We start from the raw sequence: 21008 nt of genomic DNA, 5'->3' as shown, positions 1-21008 counted from the left end.
CTAGAATAGAAGCATGTCCCGTTCCCTGACCGACGCCGAGCTGACCGTGCTCGGCCTGGTCGCCGAGCGGCCGCGGCACGGCTACGAGCTGGAGACCGTCATCGACGCCCGGGGCATCCGGGAGTGGACGGCGCTGGGTTTCTCATCGATCTACTACGTCCTCGGCCGGCTGGAGTTACGCGACCTGGTCTCGAGCACCCGACCGGACGGGACGGCCAGCGGCCGCCGCGTCTATGCCGCCACCCCGGCCGGCCTGCGGGTGCTGGCCGAAGCCACCCGACGAGCGCTCGCGGAGCTGCGCCCGGCCCACCCGTCCGTGCTCGTCGGCCTGGCCAACAGCCCGGTCCTCCCCGGGCCCGAGGTGGTCGACGCGTTGCGCGAGCGCAGGGCCCGGGTGGCGGAACGGCTCGCCGCGATCGAGGCGACCCGGGCGGCGCAGGAGCCGGTCGCGGACTTCGTGGCCGCCATCTTCGACTACGGCACGACCCAGCTCCGGGCCGAGCAGGACTGGATCGACACCACGACCGCGATCCTGGAGAGGACCATGACCAAGTCGGACATCAAGCGGGACCGCAAGGACCTCTACGCCCCCCGCACGGGCAGCTTCCAGCTCGTGGACGTGCCCCGGCTGCCGTTCCTGATGATCGACGGCGAGGGCGATCCCAACACCGCACAGTCCTACCAGGACGCGCTGGCGGCGTTGTACGCCGTGTCGTACGCGCTGAAGTTCGCCAGCAAGCAGCGGCTCGGCCGGGACTACGTGGTCGCGCCGCTGGAGGGCCTGTGGTCGGCCGATGACCCGGCCGCGTTCCGGACCCGGGCCAAGGACGAGTGGCGCTGGACCATGATGATCACTCAGCCTGAGTGGATCACCGCGGCCATGGTGGACGAGGCGGTCCAGCTGGCCGCCACCAGGAAGCAGCTGCCGACGGCGCACCGGCTCCGGTTCGAGCCGTACGCCGAGGGGTTGTCCGTGCAGGTCCTGCACGTCGGCTCGTACGACGACGAGGGCCCGGTGCTCGAGCGCCTGCACCACGAGTTCATGCCGGCCAACGGCCTCACGTTCAATGGGCCGCACCACGAGATCTACCTCAGCGACGCGCGGCGGACCGAGCCGGTGAAGCTGCGGACCATCCTCCGCCAGCCCGTCGCCCGCGGGTGAGCGGCAGACCTCACAGGTACGGGTCGAGCAGGGCGAGCACCGCCTCCGGGTCCTCGACGTGCGCGTTGTGGCCGAGCCCCGGCAGCGTGGCGACCGGCACGCCCAGCTCCTTGAGCTGCGCGTCGGACACCATCGGGTCCTGCTCGCCCCGGGCCAGCAGCACCGGCACGTCCGTCGCGGCGAGCAGGGCGGGCAGCCGCGGCTCGCCCACCGCGAAGGCGGCCGGGTCCATGGCCAGCCGCCAGCGACCGTCCTCCCGCCGCAGCCCGGCGTCCACCACCGGGTGGTCCGGCGCGAACAGTCCGGCCAGCCCGGAGACCCGCAGGTAGCGGCGGGCCGCCTCGTCCCGGCTGGCGAACCAGGTCACCGGCCGCCCGGCCAGCTCGCGGGCCTTCGCCAGCTCGGCCGGGGACCAGACGGCCTTGATGCCCAACCCCACCACGGCTTCCACCGGCACTCCCCGGACCCGCGCGGCCAGAGCCAGCGCCACCACCCCGCCGAGCGAGTGGCCGAGCACCATGAGCCGGTCCCGGGGGCCGAGCCGCTCGGCGACCGGGCCGAGCCCCTCCACCACCCGGCGGGCGAGGGCCTCGAAGGAATAGTCGGGCAGCGGCGGGGACCAGCCGTGGCCGGCCAGGTCGGGGGCCAGCCAGCGGCCCGCCCAGCGGCGCTCGAGCAGCGGCGCCCAGGGCAGCCAGACCTCGCCGGTGGAACCCATGCCGTGCAACAGCAGCAGATGGCGGGTACCCGTCTCGTCACCCATACGGCGCAGTGTGCCACCGGACGGACAGCACGCGCGAGACCGGGCAGCGGGTGGGAGTCCGACAGACGACGACGGGCCCCGGCTCGGCAGCCGGGGCCCGTCGGGGATGGGTGTGATCAGGCGGAGTAGCCGCGGGTGGCCGCCCAGTTCGCCAGGTCGATGGTGCTGATCCAGTACGCCGGCATCGACGCGTCGGCCGAGTCGGCGATCCGGACGGTGCGGCCGTCGTTCTTGTAGCCGACCACGGCGATGTAGTGGCCGCCGGGGAAGGAGTGCCAGCCGCCGTTGCTGTCGGTCGCGGAGCCGGCGATGTTGACGACCACGCCGCGACCGTCGGTGATCGCCTTGACCACGTCGGCCTGGAGCTGGTCCATCTGGGCCGGGGTGGGGGTGCCCGGGATCATGTGGGTTCGCCACGGGCTGCCCTTGACCATCTGGTTGAGCCCGCGGGTGGTGTCCTCCGCCGAGTTGGTGCCGTTCTCGCCGGCGTTCAGCGGGGCGACCATCGCGTCCTGGGTGGTCTCGACGCCGCTCGCGCTGAGCGCGTTGCGCACCGCGGCGGGGCCGCAGTTCCAGTAGGCGGTCTGGGCCTGGTAGGTGTAGTCGAGGACCTTGGTCGACGGGGGCTTCGGCTTCGACTTCGCCTTCTTGGTGACGTCCGGGTCGGCCTTGGCGGTGCTGGCCTTCGGCGTCGGCGTCGGCGACGCGCTCGGCGAGGCGGACGGGGACGGCGGGGCGGCGATCTTCGCCTCGGCGGCGACCTCGCCGAGCCGGGGGGCCAGTTCGGCGACGGAGGCGGTGTTGTGCTGGCGCACCGGCGAGTCGTCGGTGGCGGCCAGGGCGGCGCCGGTGCCGCCGGCCAGGACGAGCGCCGCGGCCGAGCCGGCGACGATCTGGTACGGGCGTTCGGTCGCGAGGCGGCGCAGCTGACGCTTCAGGTGGTGCTTCACGTGTTCCTCCACGGGGGCCGGAGCGGCACACGCCGGCCCGCCGCGCGGAGAAACTCACGCGCGTTCGTGGGCGGGGTGGCCGCGGAACGGGACGCGCCCGGAAAAGGCCGGGCTGCGGGGGTGCGGGACGCGGTCAGGCGAGCGCGGGCACCAAGGGGGCGTGGAGGTGGGGGGAGGATCGGGGGGTGGTCGGCACGAGGATGCGACTCCTTCCTTCACCGCCTACCGGGTTAGCTGACGGATTCGGGCGGGAAGTACGCCCTACCGCGGGCCGAAGCTCGCGGATTCACCCCGGTGTTGCACTGGGTCCCCGGTTCGTGAGATCACGATTGAGCGGGTCGGCACGGCGTCGCCATTTGCGATCGAAAACCGCACCGGACGCGCCGACACTACCGGTGGGTACGCCTCCTGCCAAGCGCTCCCACCTGCGTAAACCTCGAACATCATTACTCTGACCGGAACAGCCGGTAACTGACGTCACTCAATGGTACAAGCAGTTATGTCGGAACTGACGGGCGCGAAACGGACATCGGATGGCGAGCGTCCCGGAATTGCGGGTATGGATGACCCCCACTGGCCCGGATGACCGTTTCCGGTTCGCCCGTGACGGGGCTCACCAGATTCGGGTAACAATTCAGCCGACCCGGGCCGGGCGCCAGCGCGCCCCGGTGGCCACGGCCGTGCCGGCCGGCACCGGGGCGGGCCGGGAGGTCGCCGGCACGGCCGGCCGTGCCGGGACTACGCCCGGACGCAGCGCCTGGGCGGCCGCGTACGCCTCAGCGTCCAGGGCACGAGCCGCCTCGGCGGCCAGCTCGGCGTCCCGCCACGCCCGCCGCTCCCGTTCGGCGGCGGCCCGCCAGCCGGCGCGCCGGTGGTCGCGTACCGCCCGGGCCAGGACGATCTCCTGCTCGGCCGGATGCCGGCGGGGGTCCCAGCCGTTGCGCCCGGCGAGCACGTCGGCCAACTGGCGCGCGGTCAGGTCACCCCGCCAGTGCGCCACCATCGCGGCGTGCTGCAGCCAGCGCTCCCGGGCCGCGTACTCGGCCGGGGTGCGGGGCGTGCGCGGCGCGGGCAGCGCGGCGGCGCCGGTGAGGCGGCGGGCGGCCGACTCGGCCTCGTCGTACGCCCGCCAGGCCTGGTCGGCCTCCCCCTGCGCGGCGAGCCACTGCTCGCGGCGGCGGCGGGCGGTCTGCGCCGCCCCGGCGGCGGCCACCGCCACCTCGTCGGCGTATCGGCGCAGGTCGGCGTGGCGGGCGGCCGCCTCGGCGGCCGGATCGGGGGTCACCTCGGGCGGGGTGTCCCGCTCCGGCCGGGCGACCAGCGCGGCGAGGACGCCGAGGGCGAGCAGGAGCAGGGCGGACCAGATGGCGGCGGCCTCCGGAACGGCGGTGAGGAAGTGGGAGAGAACGGTCTTTTCCATGATCGGCACCTCACGGGGGAATGTCGTGGCGGGGAGTCCGCACGGCCCGTGGCGCGGGGCGCGACCGTCAGGGTGCGCCGCCGGGCCGCCGTCGGGCGGATGCGGGGGTGAGGTTCGGTGGTACGGCGTGGGCGGGCCGGGCCCGCCGAGGGTCAACGGGCGGGCGGGGCCCGGGAACCGACGGTCGCCGGGGCCGTCCCGAACAGGAGGCGCCGCCGCTCGACCCGGACCACCTGGGCCGGGCGTTGCACCGACGCCGGGCGGCCGGCGACGATCGCGGCCAGCTCCGACCCGGCCGCTCCCCCGAGCGTGGCCGCCGTGGCGCCGGAGCCGGCCGCCTCGCGGACCGCGGCTCCGAGGCCGAGGGGCACCCGGGCCGGGCTGGCGACGCGGACACCCACGGCCGGGCCGGCGGCGAGGCCCTGGTCCGACCAGGCCTCGGCCCGGTCGGACCAGTGGATCAGCGGCCGGTGGGCGGCGCCGGGGAGGCCGGAACCGGACCGGACCGGATGACCGACCGGGATGCCGGACGGTCGGGGCGCTCCGTGCACGGCCTCGGCGTTCGCGGCCCCGGCGTTCGCGGTCGCGCCGACCGGCAGCGACGCGGCCCCGAGCGAGAAGGCGACCACCACGGCCAGGCTGGCCAGCATGCGGGCCGTCCAGCGCGCCACCCACCACACGGGACAGGTGAGCGCGATCGGAAGCACAGCCCCAACCTACCGCCGGCGCCGCCGCGCCGCACCGCCGCCGGGCGTGTCGCACGCCGTCCCCCACCCACCATCGTGGACACCCGCCCGATGACCGCGAATCCTGCACAGTTGGCGTTCCCCTCGAACGGCAACTGTCCAGGATCGCGGGTGAACGGGGCAGTGTGACCGGGGTCGGTCGCGCAGCCACGCGGGCGCGAGCAGGGGGTAACTCCTGGCGGGGGCGAGGGTTGGGGCGGGGCGGGGCTCAGCGGGGGTCGGGGCGGCCGGCGTATGCGACGGGAGGCGCCGGCGGGGCGGGCAGCTCGCCCGGCGCGGCGGAGGCCCGGCGCGGCGAAGCGGAGGGCTCGACCGGCGCGGCGGAGGCCCGGCCGGGCGAAGCGGGGTGCTCGACCGGGCCGGCGGGCGCCGGGACCGGCGGCGCGGCGGTCGTCGTGCGGGTCGGGCGGGACGGCCCCAGCCGGCGCATCGTCGGCATCTCCACCCAGCGGTGCAGTGCGGCCGCGAGCAGCAAATTGAGCAGCAGGAAGCCGCCCGCGAAGAGCGGCCCCCACCAGCCGGGCAGCCCCTCCCCCCAGTCGCCGGTGAGCCGCAGCACGGTCCGCATCACCAGGACGTGCACCAGGTAGAAGGCGAAGGAGACCTCACCGAGCCACACCATCGGGCGGGACCGCCACGGCGTCCACCGGCCGCGCACATCCGCGTCCGCGGCGGCGGCGATGACCAGCAGGTACGCGACCCCGAGCAGCGCCGCCCAGAACTCGGCGCGGATCCACAGCACGGCTACCGCCCAGGTGACGACGAAGAACAGGCTGGCCACGGACAGTGTCGGCCCCCGCCAGCGGCCCCGGCGCATCAGCTCGGCCGCGGCCGCGCCCATCCAGAACTCCAGGGACCGGACGACCGGGAAGATCTGGGCGAACCACCAGCGGTTCTCCTCCGGCACCAGCAGCTGGCCGGGCCAGAGCGCCAGGATGAGCAGCGGCGCGGCGACCACCGCCGCCCACAGCAGGCCGGCCCGCGCCCGGCGCAGGCTCGGCAGCACGAACGGCAGGCAGAGGTAGAAGGCCAGCTCGCAGGAGAGCGACCAGCTCACGTTGTTGACGCTGTAGAAATAGCCGTCGAGCGGGATCCAGGCCTGCACCAGGAAGAGATTGCCGAGCGCGGCCCACGGCGGGACCGGGTCGGCGAACCAGAACGCGACGGCCAGCGCCACCACGAACGTCACCAGGTGGTTCGGATAGATCTTGGCCAGCCGCCGACGCAGGAAGGTCCGCCGGGGCTCGCCGTCGCGGTACGACCAGACCAGCACGAAGCCACTCAGGACGAAGAAGAACTCCACCCCGGAGAGGCCGAGCGCGAAGGTCCTGTCCACCACCGCCTTGACGTCGGGCTCGGCGATGATCCGCATGGTGCCGACGTGGAAGCCGAAGACCAGCAGGGCGGCGATCCAGCGCAGCCCGGTCAGCGAGGGCAGCCGGGCCGGCGGCGGGGCAGCGGTCATTCCGGCGACCCTACCGGGGCGACGTCCAGGCCGGGAAAGCCCATCCACGCCCGGGTGCTCGGCCGTTAACCCAGCGCTCGGAGGGTGTTCAGGGAGCCCACCTCCGGGGGAAACGTCAGGTTTCGGGCCTGTCCACCCGCAGCCTCGATCGTGTCCGGGTGGTCACTGAGACTCGACACCCGCTGCTGAGTGTCGTCGTGCCCGTGCACGGCGTGGAAGCGCACCTGCACCAGTGCCTCGACTCGATCCTCGACGGGCTGGACGCCGCCGACGCGGCCGACGTGGAACTGGTGGCGGTCGACGACGCCTCGCCCGACCGGTGCGGGGAGCTGCTGCGGGCGTACGCCGCCAGCCGGCCGGCGGTACGCGTCGTGACGCTGCCGCACAACGTGGGTCTCGGCCTCGCCCGGAACGCCGGCCTGGACGAGGCGACCGGCCGGTACGTCTGGTTCGTGGACAGCGACGACTGGCTCCCGCCGGGTTCGGTGCCGGCGGTGCTGGCGCGGCTGCGCGCCGACCGGCCGGACGTGCTGCTGCTGGACCACCTCCGGGTGCACCACGACGGCCGGATCGAGGAGGACGCCAGCAGCCCGCTGCTGCGCGGGGTCGACGGCTGCGTACGGCTGGCCGAGCGGCCCGAGCTGCTCCGGGTCCAGCACACCGCCTGGAACAAGGTGGTCCGCCGGGCCTTCCTGACCGAGCTGGGCCTGCGCTTCTTCCCCGGCTGGTACGAGGACATCCCGTTCAGCCACCCGCTGCTGATCGCGGCGGAGCGGATCGCTGTGCTGGACCGGATCTGCTACCGCTACCGCCAGGGCCGCCCCGGCGCGATCACCTCCACCCGCAGCGACCGGCACTTCGACGCGTTCGACCAGTACGACCGGCTCTTCGGCTGGCTGTCCGCCGCCCGGCCGGACGAGGCCGGCCTGCGGGCCGAGCTGTTCGCGCTGATGGTCAGCCACCTGCTGGTCGTGGTCGGCAACGACCACCGGATGCCGGCCGACCTGCGTCGCCCCTTCTTCCGGCGGGTGGCCCGGCACTACCGCCGCTACCGCCCGGCGGGCGGCTACCACCGCCCCGGCGGGGTGGGCGGTCTCAAGCACCGCCTGGTCGCGGCGAACAGCTACCCGGCGTACTGGATGCTGCGGGCGGCGCACCGGATCGCCGGCCGGCTGCGTCCCGCCCGCCCGGCACCCGCCGCGGCGGTGTCGGTCGAGCCGGCGGCAATGCCCGCCGGGCAGTCCGGCGCGCTGGCGGTACGGCGGTGACCGCGACACTGCGCCCGGCCGGGACCGGTGATCTCGACCGGATGCGCCGCTGGCGCAACCACCCGCAGGTGCGCGGGGTGAGCCTCACCCAGCACGAGATCGGCCCGGAGGAGCACCTCGCCTGGTGGGAGGCGGTCCGCGTCGACCCGGACCGGCGGGTGCTCGTCCACCTGCACGGGGGGCGTCCGGCCGGCGTGGTGACCTTCACCGGCGTGACGTCGCCCGACCGGGCCCTGACCTGGGGCTTCTACCTCGACGTCGACGGCCTTGAGGAGCGCGGCGAGCTGCTGCCGGCGTGGCTGGGACTGCAGCGGGTGGCGATCGCGCACGCCTTCGACGTGCTCGGGGCCCGGACCCTCGGCGGGGAGACGCTCGCCGACAACACGCCGGTGCTGGCACTGCACCGGCGCTTCGGTTTCCGGATCGTCCGCCGTTACCAGCGGGAGATCGACGGTACGCCGCGCCAGGTGGTGTGGACGGAGATGAGCAGGGGAACATGACCAGCACAGTGAAGATCGGCCCGCATCTGGTGGGTCCCGGCGAGCCGCCGCTCGTGGTCGCCGAGCTGTCCGGCAACCACAACGGCAGCCTGGACCGGGCGCTGCGGATCGTGGACGCGGTGGCGGCGAGCGGCGCGCAGGCGCTCAAGCTGCAGACGTACACCCCGGACACGATCACCATCGACCACGACGGCCCGGCCTTCCGGATCTCCGACGGGCACGACCTGTGGGGCGGGGAGAACCTCTACCAGCTCTTCCGGCGCGCGCACACGCCGTACGAGTGGCACGGGCCGATCTTCGAGCGGGCCCGCCGGCACGGGTTGACCGTCTTCTCCTCGCCGTTCGACCAGACCGCGGTGGAGCTGCTGGAGGAGCTGGACGCGCCGGCGTACAAGATCGCCTCGTCGGAGCTGGTGGACCTGCCGCTGATCCGGCTGGTGGCGAGCACCGGCAAGCCGCTGGTCATCTCCACCGGCATGGCCACCCTGGCGGAGATCGACGCCGCCGTCCGGGCGGCCCGCGAGGGCGGCGCCGACGGCGTGGTGCTGCTCGCCTGCACCGCGTCCTACCCGGCGCCGCCGCAGGACAGCAACCTGCGCCGGGTGCCGGTGCTGGCCGACGCCTTCGGCCTGCCGGTCGGGCTCTCCGACCACACGCCGGGCATCGGCGTGCCGGTGGCCTCGGTCGCGCTGGGCGCGTGCCTGATCGAGAAGCACGTCACCCTGGCCCGGGCCGACGGGGGCGTGGACTCGGACTTCTCGCTGGAGCCGGCGGAGCTGGCCGCGCTGCGGGTGGAGACCGAGCGTGCCTGGGCCGCGCTGGGCAGCGCGGTGGTCGGCCCCACCCCCACCGAGCGGGAGGGCCTGCGGTTCCGCCGCTCGCTGCACGTGGTCGCCGACGTCCGGGCCGGTGAGCCGGTGACGCAGGCGAACGTCCGGTCCATCCGGCCGGCCGGGGGCCTGCGCCCGGACGAGCTGGACCGGGTGCTGGGCCGGACCTTCACCCGCGACGTGCCGCGCGGCACGCCGCTGGCCTGGGACCAGATCTGACGGTCGGTCCTGCTCGCGGATCGCGGCGAGTCGGGGCATGCCCGAACGGGGATGCCCCGACTCGCCGCAGCCGGAGTGGATCACGGCCGCCCGCGCGGGCCGGCGTTCCGGCCCGGCCCGGCGGTCAGTCGGTGACCGTGACCAGGCGGACGAACTCCCGCAGCAGGTCGTGGCCGTCCCAGACCGGCGCGAAGGTCAGCGCGGCGCCGAACGGCACGATCCGGTCCACGCCCCGGCCGCCGAGCCGGCGGGCCAGCTCCACCAGGTCGTCCCGGGCGAAGCCGAAGTGGGTGAGGGTCTGGTCGCGCCGGCGTACGAACGGCACCAGCTCCGCCAGGTCGGGCACGGTGACAAAGGGGAAGGTGCCGGCGCCCAGCCAGTGCCGGGGGGTGGCCGCGACGTCGGTCAGCTCCAGGGTGGCCAGGGCGTTGCGGTGGAACTCCATCCGCCGCACTCCCCCGTCGGCGGCCAGCCCGTACGCGCCGACCCGCTTCTCCACCGCCATCGCCGCGTCCACGTCCCAGCCGCGCTCGCGCACCGCCGCGTCGAGCAGCGCGACGAACTCGGCACGCACCCGTTCGGCGGGTTCGGCCGGGCCGACCAGGAACACCGTGCGCGGCGAGGCGCAGGCCGCCTGATCGAACCAGTACGCGTCGTTGGCGAACGCAATGGCCACCTCCCGCCGCCGGTGCGGCGAGGCCGCCGCCCAGCCGGACACCGACAGCACGGCGAACGAGGACCGGTCCGGGAAGGTGAGGTCCCGGGCGGCCGGCGCGAGCGGGTGCCGCCGGAGGTCCTGCACCGCCCGGTCCCCGCCCCAGATGACCCGCAGGTCGCAGGCGGCGCTCAGCCGGGCGGTCACCGCGTCGTCGTGGCCGTAGGTGACCATGAGCTGGGTCCGGGCCACCACCGGGTCCGCCTCGGCGAGGCCCGCGTTGAGCACCTCCAGCACGGCGTCGGCGGCGGCCGCCGAGCGCGGCGACACCCGGACCACGTTGGCGTTGCCGGCCAGCGCGGACAGCGCCCACGAGTAGACGAAGATGGTGTCCACGTTGGCCGGCGGGACGTGGAACACCCGGCCCCGGGGGAAGGCGAGGGTGTCCGGCGCGAGCGTGCCGCGCAGCCGTTCAACCGCGCGCAGCAGTTCCCGGCGGCGCAGGAAGAAGCCGAGCGACCCCAGCTCCGGGTGCCGCCGGGCGAGCGCCGGGGCGAGCAGCCGACCGGAGACCCCGGCCAGGAAGTCCACCACCCGCGGGTCACCCACGGTCAGCGGCTCCGCCTCGTCGGGGGCCAGCAGGTCCGCCACCGGCACCGTCCCGCCGGCCGGGAAACGCATCCGCACGGTCACGCCGTACCTCCCTGATAGGTGTCGCTGCATCCGCGCGCCTCGGCCCGGGGCAGCCGGCCGAGCACGCTGAACCGCTTGCCGGGCCAGTGCCCGTCGTCCACGCCGTGCACCACGCCCAGGTCCTCGGTGAGCAGCACGTGCCCCGGGTAGGAGGTGGGCAGGGTGCTCAGCACCTCGATCAACCCGGGCGTGCCCACCGGCGCCTCGCGCCAGGTCACCGGATCCCGGATGATCACGTCGGCGAAGTCCGGGCAGTAGAGGGAACCGCCCTCCGGACCCTCCAGGAAGACCGTGCCGATCTGCTCGACCATGCCGTAGAAGTTGTGGATCCGGGTCAGGCCGGTGTCGGCGCCGAGCCGGCGGCGGAACTCGGCGTTGTCGACCGCCCGGTCGGCGAGCTTCTTCCAGCCGCCGGAGTGCACCAGGATGCCCTGGGACAGGTCGAGCCCGTGCGCGCGGGCCACCTCGTACAGGTAGGTCCAGACCATGAAGGTGAACCCGAAGATCAGGAAGGGTTCCCCGCCGTGCCGGTCCAGGAACGTCCGCAGCGCGTCGATGTCGGGCCGGTCGTCGGCGTCGAGCAGCCAGAGGTGGTCCCGGCCGAAGTTCACCATGCCCAGCGCGCCCGCGCCCCGGGCCGAGTAGGAGCGGCGGTCGCCGACCACACCGGCGCGGTCCACCACCAGCATCGGCAGCCGGCGGGGGCCGAGCACGGTGGCGAGGGTCCGGGCGAGCATCCGCGACTGGGTGGCCGCCGCCTCCCGGTCCAGGTGGATGCGGCTCACCTCACCGGTGGTGCCGCTGGAGGTGAGCACCCGGATCACCTGGTCCTCGGGGACGCTCACCAGCGCGCGGGTCTTGAACAGCCGGACCGGCAGCCAGGGCAGGTCGGCCAGGGCCGCCGCGTCGTCGCGCGCGCCGAGGGCGTCCAGGATCCGGGCGTACGGCGGGCAGGCCCGCCGATGGTGGGCCACCAGGGCGGTCAGCTCGTCGCGCAGCCGCTTCTCCTTCTCCGGCTGGGTCAGGGTGAACACGTCGGTCAGCACCGGTCCTCCAGGGCTCGGTAGTCGGGCTTGCCGGTGGCGGTCAGCGGCAGCGCGTCGACGCTGCGCACCAGGACTCCGGAGCTGTGCGTGCCCAGGGCCTCGGCGACCTCGGCGCGGATCCGGGCCAGCCGGTCGTCGTCGGCGCCCTCCGCGACCACGACCAGGCGGTCCGCGCCGGCCACGGCCGCGACCGGGCCGTGGTGCCCGAGGGACCGCTCGACGTCGTCGAGGTTGACCCGCACGCCGAACACCTTGGCGATCCGCTTGGTCCGGCCGGTGACGTGCAGGAATCCGTCGGCGTCCAGGCGGCCCAGGTCGCCGGTGCGCAGCACCCCGCCCAGGTCGTCGCCCCGGGCCAGGTCGGCGGCGGTCTCCGCGTACCCCATCATCACGTTGGGTCCCCGGTAGACGATCTCGCCGGTGCGCCCGGGTTCGGTGGTCTCGCGCCCGTCGCCCGGGTCGACGGCGACCGCGCCGCCGGGCACCGGCCGGCCGACCGAGCCGAGCTTGTCGGGCAGCCGGTCGGCGGGCAGCACGGTCATCCGGGCGGTGGCCTCGGTCTGCCCGTACATGACGAAGAGCCGGCCGCCCACCGCGGCCATCCGCCGGTGGAAGTCCGCGACCAGGTCGGGGTGCAGCCGCCCGCCCGCCTGGGTGAGCGTACGCAGCCGGGGGTGGCGGGCCGGATCGAAGCGGAGCCGGCGCAGCATCTCGTACTGGTACGGCACCGCGGCCAGCGAGGTGACCCCGTGCCGGTCCACCGCGGACCAGAAGTCCCGCGCGGTGAGCGGGTTCGGCTCGACCAGCACGGTGGCCCCGGCGTGCAGGTGGCTGGTGAGCACCGACAGCCCAAAGGTGTAGTGCAGCGGCAGGCTGGTCGGCGCCACCTCGTCGCCGTCCAGGCCGAGCGCGGTGGCGATGGCCGCCGCGTTGGCCAGCACCGCCGTGCGGGAGAGCCGGACCAGCTTGGGGCTGCCGGTCGAGCCGGAGGTGGTCAGCAGCAGCGCGAGGTCCGGGTGCGGGGCGGGGCCGGGCTCCCCGGTGCGGCGCTGGTGCTCGCCCAGCCGCGGGTCGGCGCCCGGGCGGTAGCCGGGCACCGGTTCGCCGCCGGTGAGCAGCACCGCCGGGCGGAACCGCTCGGCCAGGTCCGCCAGCCGGTCCGCGCCGGTACGCGGGTCGACCAGCGCGACCGGCCGGCCGGCGTGCAACGCGCCGAGGAAGCGCACGATGGCGTCCACCGTGGTCGGCATGGCGGCCAGCACCACGCCGGGCGGCTGGCGGTCCAGGGCGGCGGCGAGGTCGGCGACCCGGTCGCGCAGCGCGGCGCCGCCGAGCGTGGCGCCGGCCGCGTCGACCAGGCGGGCGTCGGGGTGCAGCAGGCCGGTCACGGGGTGAGCCCGCCGTCCACCCCGACCACCTGACCGGTCACGAAGCTCGCCGCCGGGGAGAGCAGGAACGCGACCACCTCGGCCACCTCCTCCGGTTCCCCGAGCCGGCCCAGCGGGGTCGCCGCGGCCCGGGCCGCCCGTCCGTCGGCGTCCAGGTCGGCCAGCAGGTCGGTACGGATGAAGCCGGGCGCCACGGCGTTGACCCGGATCCCGGCCGGGCCGAGTTCCTTGGCGGCGGCCCGGGTCAGCCCCTCGACGGCGGCCTTGCTGGCCGCGTAGACCGCCTGGCCGGCGGCGCCGGCCGTGCCGACCAGCGAGGCGGTGAGCACCGCCGCCGGCCGGTGCCCGCGGCGCAGCAGCCGCGCGCCCTGCTGGAGGGTGTGCGCGGCGCCGGCCGCGTTGACCGCGAAGAGCCGGTCGATCGTCGCGTCGGCCACCGCGCCGAGCAGTCCGGCCTCGTGCACGCCGGCGTTGACGACCAGGGCGTCCAGCCGGCGCCAGCGGGCGAAGACGGTCCGGGTCAGCGCGCGGACCTGTTCGGGGTCGGCGACGTCGCCGGGCACCGCCAGGTGCGGCCCGCCGGGCAGCGCGCCGGCCACCTCCTCGGCGGCGTCGCGGGTACGGCCGTGCACCGCGACCGCGTACCCGTCGGCGGCGAGGCGGGCCGCGACGGCCCGGCCGATCCCCCGGGTCGACCCGGTCACCAGCGCGTACCGCGCCGGCGCCGGTTCAGTCGGTGAGGACGACACCGTGCTTCTCCAGGATCTGCCGGGCGCGGTCGAAGGAACTGAGGTCGATCACCTCGTCGGTGTCGAGCATGACCCCGAACCCGTCCTCGATCGCGGCGACCAGCGACATGTGCGCGAGCGAATCCCACTTCTCGTTGCCGCGATATTCCAATTCGTCCACCGGAAATTCACCTGGCAATTCCAGAGCGTTCCGGAAAACGGTCCTGAGCTGTTCGAGTTCCACTGCGGCTCTCCTCGCCACCGGCTCCCACGGCCGGGTCGACGGCCGAGTGTAGCCGAGGAAAAGTCGCACCCATCAGGACGGTGAGCTGGGAAAAAGTGTTTGCCGGCAAGGCGATCGGCATTCATCCGACCAGCCACCGGTGTTCATCATCGAGCGTCGCGATGTTTACCGGCCACACCTAGCGTGCCATCCCGTCAGCAGACCCACCGATCGGAGCACCAATTGAGTGCGTTGAATGGTTCGTCCATTCTCATCACCGGGGGGACGGGTTCCTTCGGGAAGGCCTTCCTCCGACACGTCCTCGCCGGGGCCGCGCCGGCCCGGGTGGTGGTGTTCTCCCGGGACGAGCTCAAGCAGTACGAGTTGCGCCAGGAGTTGGGGGACGACCCCCGGCTGCGCTGGTTCATCGGCGACATCCGCGACCGGCACCGCCTCACCCGGGCGATGCACGGGGTCGACCACGTGGTGCACGCCGCCGCCCTCAAGCAGGTCGACACCGCCGAGTACAACCCCTCGGAGTTCATCGCCACCAACATCACCGGCTCGCAGCACGTCGTCGACGCGGCGATCGAGGCCGGGGTGCAGAAGGTCATCGCCCTCTCCACCGACAAGGCGTCCAGCCCGATCAACCTGTACGGCGCCACCAAGCTGGTCGGCGACAAGCTCTTCGTCTCGGCCAACCACTACGCCGCGCAGCACCCGACCCGCTTCGCCGTGGTCCGCTACGGCAACGTGATGGGCAGCCGCGGCTCGGTGGTGCCACTGTTCCGCCGGCTCGCCGCCGAGGGGAAGAGCCTGCCGATCACCGACAAGCGGATGACCCGGTTCTGGATCACCCTGGACCAGGCGGTGCGGTTCGTCCTGGATTCGTTCGACCAGATGCAGGGCGGCGAGCTGTTCGTCCCGCGCATCCCCAGCATGCGGATCCTCGACCTGGTCGAGGCGGTGGCCCCGGACGCCACCACCCACGAGGTGGGCATCCGCCCCGGCGAGAAGCTGCACGAGGAGATGATCGCGCCGGACGACAGCCGCCGGACGCTCCGCGCGGCCGACCGGTTCATCGTGCAACCGACCATCGCCACCTGGGGCTACCGGCCGCCGGCCGGCTGCGAGCCGGTGCCGGACGGGTTCGCGTACCAGTCCGACCGCAACGACCAGTGGCTCAGCCCGGACCAGCTGCGGCAGATGCTGGGGATCGACGCGTGACGGCGATGCTCCCGTACGGCCGGCAGTCCATCGTCGAGGAGGACGTCGCCGCCGTCGCCGAGGTGCTGCGCGGCGACTGGCTCACCACCGGCCCGCAGGTGGCGGCGTTCGAGGACGACCTGGCCGGCTGGACCGGCGGGGTCGGCTGCGCGGTGGTGTCCAACGGCACCGCGGCGCTGCACACCGCGTACGCGGCGGCCGGGGTCGGTCCCGGCGACGAGGTGGTGGTGTCGCCGATGACCTTCGCCGCCACCGCCAGCACCGCCGTGGCCCTCGGCGCCACCGTGGTCTTCGCCGACGTCGAGGAGGAGACCTTCACCCTCGACCCGGCGGCGGCCGCCGCGGCCGTCACCTCGCGTACGAAGGTGGTGTCGGCGGTGGACTACGCCGGCCACCCGGCCGACTACGACGCGCTGCGGCCGGCCCTCGCGGGCAGCGACGCGCTGCTGCTCGCCGACGCCGCCCACTCGATCGGCGCCCGCTACCACGACCGGCCCGTCGGCTCGCTGGCCGACCTGACCACCTTCTCGTTCTTTCCGACCAAGAACCTCACCACCGCCGAGGGCGGGGCCGTCGCGGCCACCGACCCCGCGGTGCTGGAGCGGGCCCGCCGGTTCCGCAACCACGGCCTGGTCCGGGACCGCGCCGAGCAGCGCCGGCCGGACGAGGGCGGCTGGCACCAGGAGGTGCACGCGTTCGGCCTCAACTACCGGCTGCCCGACGTGCTCTGCGCGCTCGGCCGCAGCCAGCTGCGCCGGCTCGGCGACTTCCTCGCCGCCCGGGAACGCCTGGTCCGCCGGTACGACGAGGCCCTCGCCGACCTGGACGGGGTGCTGCTCCCGGCCCGCCGGGCGTGGGCCCGGCCGGCCTGGCACCTGTACCCGATCCGGGTGCTCGACGGGCGGCGGCGCGAGGTCTACGACCGGATGCGGGCCGCGGGCATCGGCGTGCAGGTCAACTACCTCCCGGTGCACTGGCACCCCGCCTTCGCCGACCTCGGCTACCGGCGCGGGTCCTGCCCGGTCGCCGAGACCTTCTACGCGCAGCAGCTCTCGCTGCCGCTGTACCCGGGGCTCGCCGACGCCGACCAGGACCGGGTGGTCGACGCCCTCACCGCCGCGCTGCGCGGCGCGCCGGCACCGAGCGCGGCCTGAGACGGAAACCGATGCATCACGCCAACCACTTCTACGGCCACGCCCACGTGCTGGCCCGCTACTGCGGGCTCGGCGACCGGCACCCGCCCCGGATCAACGGCTACGTCCAGCACGGCTGGAACATCGGCGACGGGCTGGCGCCCGGCCACCCGTACGTCGAGCGGACGCCGAGCCTGCTCTGGTCCGAACAGACCCGCCGCCGGGCCTGGGCGGTGGGGCGGCGCAACGTGGTGGTGACCGGGGCGCCGTTCGCGTACCTGCTCGCGCTGCGCCCACCGGAGCCGGAGCCGGTGGAGCGGGAGGGCACCATCTGGTACCCGTTCCACGGCTGGGAGGGGCAGCACGTCAAGGGCGACCACCGGGAACTGATCGCCCGGATCCGGGACACCGAGCCCGGCCCGGTGACGGTCTGCCTCTACTGGCACGAGTACGGCATGCGCCGGGTGCGCCGGCTCTACGAGCGCGCCGGGTTCCGGGTCATCTGCCACGGCTACCGCGGCCACTGGTGGCGGGACACCGACCCGCTCTTCCTCGACAAGCAGCTCACCGAGTTGCGCCGGCACCAGCGGGTCGCCTCCAACCGGCTGACCAGCGCCATCTTCTACGGCATCGCCGCCGGTTGCGAGCCGGCCGTCTACGGCGACCCGATGGTGCTCGCCGACGAGGACCCCACCTTCGGCGGCACCGCCCGCATCCGCCGACAGTGGCCGGAGCTGCACGGCGAGTCGGTGGATCTGCCCACCGCCGTCGAGATCGCCCGCGCCGAACTGGGCACCGACCACCGCTGCGCCCCGGCTGAGCTGCGTGAGCTGCTCGGCTGGGCGCACCTCCAGGAGAACGACGTTGACGACTGACACTGCCGCGGGCGACCGGATCAGCCTGCCGGGCGGCGAGATGCTGGCCTGGTCCGACCTGCGTACCGGCGGGCCGGCCGGCGGCGGCCCGCTCGCCGTGCTCGCCGCCCGCGTGGTGCCGGCCGGCGCCCGGGTGCTGCTGGCCGGGCCGCACGAGCCGGCCTTCCTCGACCGGCTGGCGCACGCCGAGGTGACCTGCCTGCTCCGCAGCCACCTGGACGGGGTGGCGCTGGCCGACCGCGCCGCCGACCGCGCGGTCCGGGTGATCGTCGGCGGCCCCGCCGGGCTGCCGGCCGGCGAGGCGTACGACGTGGTGATCGCCGGCTCCGGGCTGGACCCGGTGGAGTCGGTCGAGGGCGCCCGGCTGGGCTGGGACGGGGTGCTGGCCACCCTGGCCGGCGCGCTGCGCCCCGGCGGCACCCTGCTGCTGCGCCTGGACAACCCGGTGGGCCTGCACCGGATCGTCGACGCCTCCCCGTGGTACGCCGACCGGGACGACGCCGCGTGGACCATCGACGGGGTGCTGCACGCCGGCCACCCGGCGAACCTCGACCAGCTGCGCGGCCGGCTCACCGACGCCGGCCTCACCCCGGACGCCAGCTTCGCCGGCTACCCGCACCCGGCGGCGGTGACCGCGCTGGTGGCCACCGGGGAGCTCGACCGGGCGACCTCCGCCGGGCTGTTCGACGCCGTGCTGCACGGCGCCTGCACCGGCGGGTACGCGGACCGGCCGGTGCTCCAGGACCCGGCCCGGCTCGCGGTCGACACCCTGCACGCCGGGCTCGGCAACGCCCTCGCGCCGGCCTGGGTGGTGCTCGCCCGGCGGGACACCGCCACCGGGGCCGACCGGGCCGACCTGCCGGTGGTGCTGGCCCGGACCGGGCCGCCCGAGGTCGGCGTCATGGAGGTCGTGGCCACCACGCACGGCTGGCACTGGCGGGTCACCGACCCGCCGGCGCGGTCCGGGCCGGCCGCCGGGCCGTGCGCCAGCCGCCTCGCCGCGTACCGGGACGCGGGCGCGCTGACCGGGCCGGTGCCGACCGGCCGGCTGCTGCGCACCCTGCTGCTCGACGCCTGCCTGCGCCGGGATCTGGACACGCTGCGCACCCTGCTGGCCGGGTACGCGGGCTGGCTCGAGTCGTCCGCCGTGGACGGTCGGGTCGCCGGCGCCCCGGCGCTGGCCGGAGTGGACAACGTGGTGGTGGCCGGTGACCGGTTCGCCGTGCTCGACCCGAGCTGGCGGGCGGCCGAGCCGCTCCCGGTGGACGTGGCGCTGGCCCGTGGCCTGTGGCGGTTCGCGGCCGTGCTGCTGACCGGCGGGTACGCCCACCCCTGGTCCTCGACCCTCGACCTGGCCGGGCTCACCGTCGTCCTCGGCGGGATGGCCGGCCGGGAGCTGGACCGGACCACGGTGGCCGCGGCGGTGGAGATCGAGGCGGCGGTCGTCGCCGCGCTGCGCGGCCTGGACGCGAAGGGCCGGCTGAAGCTCGCCGACGAGCTGAGCGCGCTGGAACCGACGTCGCCGCCGCCCGGCCCAGAGAGCTGGCAGCAGCTGCGCGAGGCGTGGCTGCGCCAGCGCGAGGAGCTGGGCCGGGTACGCGCGGTGCTGGGCTGGACGGAGGACCTGCTCACCAGCCGGGAGCGGGCACTACGCCGGGCCGACGCCATGATCAACCTGCTGAACGGGTCGGTCAGCTACCGGGTGGGCCGGCTCGTCATCACCCCGGCCCGCTGGGCCCGGCGGGCCGCCCGGGCGGCGAAGCGCCGGCTGCGCGCGGCCCTGCGCCGCCGGGTCGTCCGGGAGGAGCAGCAGTGAGCCGCATCGTCGGCATCGTCCAGGCCCGGATGGGCTCCTCCCGGTTGCCCGGCAAGGTGCTGCGCCCCCTGGCCGGCCGGAGCGTCCTCGGCCGGGTGGTCCGCGCCGCCCGGGAGAGCGGTGTCCTCGCCGACCTCGTGGTGGCGACCAGCACCGAGCCGGCCGACGACGCCGTCGTCGTCGAGTGCGCCCGCCTCGACGTGCCCTGCCACCGTGGGCCCGTCGACGACGTGCTCGACCGCTTCGTCGGCGCGCTCGACGCCCACCCCGGGGACGCGGTGGCCCGGTTCACCGCCGACTGCCCGCTGCTCGACCCGGAGATCATCCGGCTGGTCGCGGACGTCTACCGGGCGGTCCCCGGGCTCGACTACGTCAGCACCTCGATCGCCCGTACGCTGCCGAGAGGCGTGGACGTGGAGATCATCGACGCGGGGGCGCTGCGCGCCCTGCACCGGCTCGCCACCGGGCACCACCGGGTGCACGTCACCTCGTACGCGTACACCCATCCGGAGCTGTTCCGGGTGCTCGGGGTGACCCTCACCCCGGACCGCTCCGACCTGCGGCTCACCCTGGACACCGAGCAGGACTGGGCGCTGGTGCGGGCGGTGACCGACCACTTCGGCGACGTCAGCGTGCCGCTGGCCAAGCTCGCCGACTGGCTGGCCGGCCAGCCGGCGCTGCGCGCGCTGAACGCCGGGGTCCGGCAGAAGCGGCTGGAGGAATCGTGACCGGGCTCCGGGTCGGGCTGCGCTGCGACGCGGGACCGCGCCGCGGGGTCGGCCACCTGGTCCGCTGCGTCGCCCTCGGGGAGGAGTTCCTCGCCCGGGGGGCGCACGTGGCACTGCTCGGCAGCGTGGCCGGGGTGGAGTGGGCGGCCGGGCAGCTCGCCGCCCGGGGCATCCCGCACCACCCCGGCCCGGACACCCCGGACGGGCTGGTCGCGGCCGCCCGCGAGCACGCGCTGGACGTGCTGGTCCTCGACTCGTACGAGCTGGACCCGGCCTGTGCCGGAGCGCTGCGCGCCGCCGGGATCCGCACCCTGGCCATCGTGGACGGCGACGCCCGGGGTCAGGACGCGGACCTGTACCTGGACCAGAACCTCGACGCCCGGACCGTCGCGCCGGCCGACCGGTTGCTCGCCGGCACCCGGTACGCGCTGCTCCGCCGGGAGGTGCTCAGCCGGCGGCCGGCGGCGCCCCGACCGCCCACGCCGGCCGCCCGGCCCCGGGTGCTCGCCTTCTTCGGCGGCACCGACGCGTTCGGCGCCGCCCCGCCGCTGACCCGCCTGCTGCTCGGCACCGGGCAGCCGATGGAGCTGACGGTGGTGGTCGCCCGGGAGCCGACCGCGGCGGAGCTGGCGGCGGTGCGCCCCGCCCGGGGGCAGACCCTGCGCCTGGTGCCGCCGACCGACACGCTGCCCGGGATGATCGCCGAGGCGGACCTGGTGGTCTCCGCCGCCGGCACGTCCACCTGGGAGCTCTGCTGCCTCGGCGCCCCGTCGGCGCTGGTCTGCGTGGTGGACAACCAGCGGGACTCGTACCACCGGGTGATCCGGGAGGGAGTGGCGGCCGGCCTCGGCGAGCTGCCGACGCTGATCGCCGCCGGCCCGGACGGCCGGGCCGCCCGGGCCGACGCGGTCCAGGCGCTGCGCGGGCTGCTCACCTCCGCCGACCGGCGGGCCGCGCTCTCCGCCCGGGCCTGGTCCACCGTGGACGGCCGGGGCCGTGTTCGGGTGGTCGACGCCGTCCTCGCCCTGCTCGCCACCCCCACCCCCCACTGACCGCGCCGGCCCCGCCGGCCCGCACGCGGCCTCGCGCGTCCGAGATCGACTCGTCGTGCGGCATGTCGCGCCCTCGGCCGGGCCGGACGTCCCGAGCTGCCGCGATCCGCACCACCTGGGC

20 protein-coding genes and 1 riboswitch are annotated in these 21008 nt (G+C 75.2%); of the genes, 10 read left to right on the top strand and 10 right to left on the bottom strand.

The genetic code is table 11. The features are described from left to right. Positions 1–13 precede the first annotated feature (13 nt). Positions 14–1162, top strand: a complete 1149-nt coding sequence (locus tag EFE23_RS12195) for a GyrI-like domain-containing protein (RefSeq protein WP_123241017.1) — start codon at positions 14–16, stop codon at positions 1160–1162. A 10-nt stretch (positions 1163–1172) separates the two neighbouring features. Here EFE23_RS12195 and EFE23_RS12190 read toward each other — a convergent pair whose 3' ends face one another. The 5 genes from EFE23_RS12190 to EFE23_RS12170 form a co-directional block, all read right to left on the bottom strand. Beyond that, positions 1173–1925: an alpha/beta fold hydrolase gene (locus tag EFE23_RS12190; protein ID WP_123241016.1), complete on the bottom strand. Its 753-nt coding sequence runs from the start codon at positions 1923–1925 to the stop codon at positions 1173–1175. Positions 1926–2041: 116 nt separating this feature from the next. Next, positions 2042–2887, bottom strand: a complete 846-nt coding sequence (locus tag EFE23_RS12185; RefSeq protein ID WP_199737030.1) for a C39 family peptidase — start codon at positions 2885–2887, stop codon at positions 2042–2044. Positions 2888–3079: 192 nt separating this feature from the next. Further along, positions 3080–3221: riboswitch (cyclic di-AMP (ydaO/yuaA leader) on the bottom strand. Between the two features lie 288 nt (positions 3222–3509). Then, the gene (locus EFE23_RS12180) at positions 3510–4295 is read right to left on the bottom strand and encodes a hypothetical protein (RefSeq protein WP_123241038.1); all 786 of its coding nucleotides are present in this window, start codon (positions 4293–4295) and stop codon (positions 3510–3512) included. Positions 4296–4447: 152 nt separating this feature from the next. After that, on the bottom strand, positions 4448–5002 hold the full coding sequence (locus EFE23_RS12175; protein WP_123241014.1) for a hypothetical protein: 555 nt from the start codon (positions 5000–5002) through the stop codon (positions 4448–4450). A gap of 247 nt (positions 5003–5249) precedes the next feature. After that, positions 5250–6506 (bottom strand): acyltransferase family protein, encoded by a 1257-nt coding sequence (locus tag EFE23_RS12170; RefSeq protein ID WP_123241013.1) that lies wholly within the window; start codon positions 6504–6506, stop codon positions 5250–5252. A gap of 158 nt (positions 6507–6664) precedes the next feature. Between EFE23_RS12170 and EFE23_RS12165 the strand changes: the two genes are divergently transcribed. From EFE23_RS12165 to pseI, 3 genes are read left to right on the top strand one after another with little or no spacing between them, the layout of a single operon-like run. Further along, complete coding sequence (locus tag EFE23_RS12165) at positions 6665–7774, top strand: glycosyltransferase family 2 protein (protein ID WP_123241012.1); 1110 nt, start codon at positions 6665–6667, stop codon at positions 7772–7774. Beyond that, on the top strand, positions 7771–8274 hold the full coding sequence (locus EFE23_RS12160; RefSeq protein ID WP_123241011.1) for a GNAT family N-acetyltransferase: 504 nt from the start codon (positions 7771–7773) through the stop codon (positions 8272–8274). Before EFE23_RS12165 ends, EFE23_RS12160 begins: the two co-directional genes overlap by 4 nt. Then, positions 8271–9323 carry a pseudaminic acid synthase gene (gene pseI, locus EFE23_RS12155; protein WP_123241010.1) on the top strand — a complete coding sequence of 351 codons (1053 nt, stop codon included), beginning with the start codon at positions 8271–8273 and terminating at the stop codon, positions 9321–9323. Before EFE23_RS12160 ends, pseI begins: the two co-directional genes overlap by 4 nt. Positions 9324–9447: 124 nt before the next feature. Here pseI and EFE23_RS12150 read toward each other — a convergent pair whose 3' ends face one another. From EFE23_RS12150 to EFE23_RS12130, 5 genes are read right to left on the bottom strand one after another with little or no spacing between them, the layout of a single operon-like run. Beyond that, positions 9448–10671 (bottom strand): acyl-CoA reductase, encoded by a 1224-nt coding sequence (locus EFE23_RS12150; protein ID WP_123241009.1) that lies wholly within the window; start codon positions 10669–10671, stop codon positions 9448–9450. Further along, positions 10668–11717 carry a LuxE/PaaK family acyltransferase gene (locus EFE23_RS12145; RefSeq protein ID WP_123241008.1) on the bottom strand — a complete coding sequence of 350 codons (1050 nt, stop codon included), beginning with the start codon at positions 11715–11717 and terminating at the stop codon, positions 10668–10670. The genes EFE23_RS12150 and EFE23_RS12145 overlap by 4 nt, the downstream gene beginning before the upstream one ends. Beyond that, positions 11711–13105, bottom strand: a complete 1395-nt coding sequence (locus EFE23_RS12140; RefSeq protein WP_123241007.1) for an AMP-binding protein — start codon at positions 13103–13105, stop codon at positions 11711–11713. Before EFE23_RS12140 ends, EFE23_RS12145 begins: the two co-directional genes overlap by 7 nt. Next, entirely contained in the window at positions 13102–13854 is a 753-nt protein-coding gene (locus EFE23_RS12135) for an SDR family NAD(P)-dependent oxidoreductase (RefSeq protein ID WP_123241006.1), read from the bottom strand. The genes EFE23_RS12140 and EFE23_RS12135 overlap by 4 nt, the downstream gene beginning before the upstream one ends. Further along, positions 13835–14077: an acyl carrier protein gene (locus EFE23_RS12130; RefSeq protein WP_123241005.1), complete on the bottom strand. Its 243-nt coding sequence runs from the start codon at positions 14075–14077 to the stop codon at positions 13835–13837. Before EFE23_RS12130 ends, EFE23_RS12135 begins: the two co-directional genes overlap by 20 nt. Positions 14078–14299: 222 nt before the next feature. Between EFE23_RS12130 and pseB the strand changes: the two genes are divergently transcribed. Genes pseB through EFE23_RS12100 form a run of 6 tightly spaced genes read left to right on the top strand, consistent with a single transcriptional unit; the run spans position 14300 to position 20887 of the window. Continuing rightward, entirely contained in the window at positions 14300–15283 is a 984-nt protein-coding gene (gene pseB, locus EFE23_RS12125) for a UDP-N-acetylglucosamine 4,6-dehydratase (inverting) (RefSeq protein ID WP_123241004.1), read from the top strand. Positions 15284–15288: 5 nt separating this feature from the next. Then, on the top strand, positions 15289–16437 hold the full coding sequence (locus EFE23_RS12120; protein ID WP_199737034.1) for a DegT/DnrJ/EryC1/StrS family aminotransferase: 1149 nt from the start codon (positions 15289–15291) through the stop codon (positions 16435–16437). Positions 16438–16448: 11 nt separating this feature from the next. Next, positions 16449–17291: a hypothetical protein gene (locus EFE23_RS12115; RefSeq protein WP_123241002.1), complete on the top strand. Its 843-nt coding sequence runs from the start codon at positions 16449–16451 to the stop codon at positions 17289–17291. Beyond that, positions 17281–19107, top strand: a complete 1827-nt coding sequence (locus EFE23_RS12110) for a class I SAM-dependent methyltransferase (RefSeq protein WP_123241001.1) — start codon at positions 17281–17283, stop codon at positions 19105–19107. The genes EFE23_RS12115 and EFE23_RS12110 overlap by 11 nt, the downstream gene beginning before the upstream one ends. Further along, on the top strand, positions 19104–19835 hold the full coding sequence (locus tag EFE23_RS12105) for a cytidylyltransferase domain-containing protein (RefSeq protein ID WP_123241000.1): 732 nt from the start codon (positions 19104–19106) through the stop codon (positions 19833–19835). The genes EFE23_RS12110 and EFE23_RS12105 overlap by 4 nt, the downstream gene beginning before the upstream one ends. After that, entirely contained in the window at positions 19832–20887 is a 1056-nt protein-coding gene (locus tag EFE23_RS12100; protein WP_123240999.1) for a PseG/SpsG family protein, read from the top strand. Before EFE23_RS12105 ends, EFE23_RS12100 begins: the two co-directional genes overlap by 4 nt. Positions 20888–21008: the final 121 nt, after the last annotated feature.

This window comes from Micromonospora solifontis, from assembly GCF_003725545.1.
GTDB lineage: Bacteria > Actinomycetota > Actinomycetes > Mycobacteriales > Micromonosporaceae > Micromonospora > Micromonospora solifontis.
Note: the sequence above shows the minus strand (reverse complement) of the source record. Positions and strands in the feature narration are given on the sequence as shown.

Bases quoted from the DNA above. Each gene is read 5' to 3' on its own strand.
- EFE23_RS12115 (WP_123241002.1), top strand. From the start codon at position 16,449: ATGCATCACGCCAACCACTTCTACGGCCACGCCCACGTGCTGGCCCGC.
- EFE23_RS12170 (WP_123241013.1), bottom strand. From the start codon at position 6,506: ATGACCGCTGCCCCGCCGCCGGCCCGGCTGCCCTCGCTGACCGGGCTG.
- EFE23_RS12180 (WP_123241038.1), bottom strand. From the start codon at position 4,295: ATGGAAAAGACCGTTCTCTCCCACTTCCTCACCGCCGTTCCGGAGGCC.
- EFE23_RS12190 (WP_123241016.1), bottom strand. From the start codon at position 1,925: ATGGGTGACGAGACGGGTACCCGCCATCTGCTGCTGTTGCACGGCATG.
- EFE23_RS12195 (WP_123241017.1), top strand. From the start codon at position 14: ATGTCCCGTTCCCTGACCGACGCCGAGCTGACCGTGCTCGGCCTGGTC.
- pseI (WP_123241010.1), top strand. From the start codon at position 8,271: ATGACCAGCACAGTGAAGATCGGCCCGCATCTGGTGGGTCCCGGCGAG.
- EFE23_RS12120 (WP_199737034.1), top strand. From the start codon at position 15,289: ATGCTCCCGTACGGCCGGCAGTCCATCGTCGAGGAGGACGTCGCCGCC.